The 1,728-nt window shown below is 42.5% G+C and carries 2 protein-coding genes; both read right to left on the reverse strand.

Going from position 1 to position 1,728, the window contains the following annotated elements; all coding sequences use genetic code 11:
• Positions 1–11: 11 nt before the first annotated feature.
• A complete protein-coding gene (locus tag KH943_RS10050; RefSeq protein WP_304110439.1) occupies positions 12–1,211 on the reverse strand; it encodes a bifunctional 3,4-dihydroxy-2-butanone-4-phosphate synthase/GTP cyclohydrolase II in 1,200 nt (399 codons plus the stop codon).
• A 29-nt stretch (positions 1,212–1,240) separates the two neighbouring features.
• Positions 1,241–1,728, reverse strand: a 488-nt coding sequence (locus tag KH943_RS10055) for a riboflavin synthase (protein ID WP_304110440.1), incomplete at its 5' end; no start/stop codon positions are given.

Here is a 1,728-nt window from a genome sequence, read left to right on the forward strand (position 1 = left end):
TTTTTCGCTCATTAAAAATTAAACATATGTCCCATTTTAACTTGTTTAACTTTCAAATACTCAATGTCGTTTTTATTTGGTTCTACGATAATCGGTTCACGAGCGACAATGTTCATCCCTTGCTCTTTTAGACCTTCAATTTTCGCTGGATTATTAGTTAATAAGCGAAGAGATTTTACGCCAAGATTCTGTAGCATTTGTGCACCAATATAGTATTCTCGCTCATCTTCTTTAAAACCTAATGCCACATTCGCTTCAACCGTGTCCATACCTTTATCTTGCAATTCGTAGGCTCGCAGTTTATTGATTAAACCAATGCCTCGTCCTTCTTGGCGAAGATAAAGTACCACGCCTCGCCCTTCTTTTTCGATTTGGGTCATAGCTGCAGCGAATTGTTGCCCGCAATCGCAGCGTTGTGAACCAAACGCATCGCCAGTTAAACATTCCGAGTGAATGCGGGTGAGCACGTTTTCGCCATCGGCAATATCGCCTTTCACCAAGGCAACGTGTTCTTTGCCCGAAATAATTTCCACAAAGCTGTGTGCTATAAATTCGCCATATTTGGTTGGCATTTTTACCACAGAAACTTGTTTGACTAAACAGTCGTGTTTACGGCGATACTCTTGTAACTGGGCAATGGTAATAAATGGCATATTATGTTTAGTGGCGAACTTTTGCAGATCAGGCATTGTCATCATTGTGCCATCTTCAGCCATAATTTCGCAACATAAGCCTGCAGGTTTTAGCCCCGCTAAACGTGCTAAATCTACAGTCGCCTCGGTGTGACCATTGCGAACCAATACGCCTCCATCTTTCGCAATAAGCGGGAACATATGCCCGGGACGACGAAAATCGGTCGCTTTCGCATTATCACCCATCATTTTTAACACGGTTAATGAACGCTCAAAGGCAGAAATGCCTGTACCTGTATCAACGTGGTCAATCGCTACTGTGAAAGCGGTTTCGTGATTGTCGGTGTTTTTCGTTACCATCGGGTGCAAGTCTAATTTGTTGGCTAATTCTTGCGAAATTGGCATACAAATCAAGCCCTTACCGTGCGTTGCCATAAAGTTGATATTTTCAGGTGTTGCAAACTCTGCCGCACAGATAAAATCGCCTTCGTTCTCACGATCCTCATCGTCTGTGACCAAAATAATCTTGCCTTCAGCAATCGCTTTTAAGGCTTCTTCTACAGTTGAAAATTGGAACATAATCTTTCTCTCTTTCTTTTAAATCTGATTTAAAACCCTGCATTTTTCAGAAAATCGACTGTTAATTGGCTTGGTGGATTTTCAGGCTCTTTTTTCAGTAAAAACTGCTCAATATATTTGCCGACAATGTCGTTTTCCAAGTTCACAAGGCTGCCGATTTTTTTCGTGCCTAAATTGGTCTCTGCAATGGTGTGCGGAATAATTGACACGCGGAATGAAGTTTCATCGGTATCCACCACTGTAAGGCTGATGCCATCAATGGTAATTGAGCCTTTTTCGATAATATAACGCATCAATTTGGGGGCAGCTTTAATACGGTACCACGTCGAATTATGTGCAGGTTTAATTTCCACCACTTCGCCTGTGCCGTCAATATGCCCTGAAACGATATGCCCTCCAAAACGCCCATTTGCTGCCATCGCACGCTCTAAATTCACAGGACTGCTCGGTTTTAGCTCGCCAAGTGAAGTGCGTTTTAAAGTTTCCGACATTACGTCTGCGGTAAATTGGTTTTCCG

Origin of the sequence: Haemophilus parahaemolyticus, assembly GCF_018373095.1 — a bacterium.
GTDB lineage: Bacteria > Pseudomonadota > Gammaproteobacteria > Enterobacterales > Pasteurellaceae > Haemophilus_A > Haemophilus_A parahaemolyticus_A.

Bases quoted from the DNA above. Each gene is read 5' to 3' on its own strand.
- KH943_RS10050 (WP_304110439.1), bottom strand. From the start codon at position 1,211: ATGTTCCAATTTTCAACTGTAGAAGAAGCCTTAAAAGCGATTGCTGAA.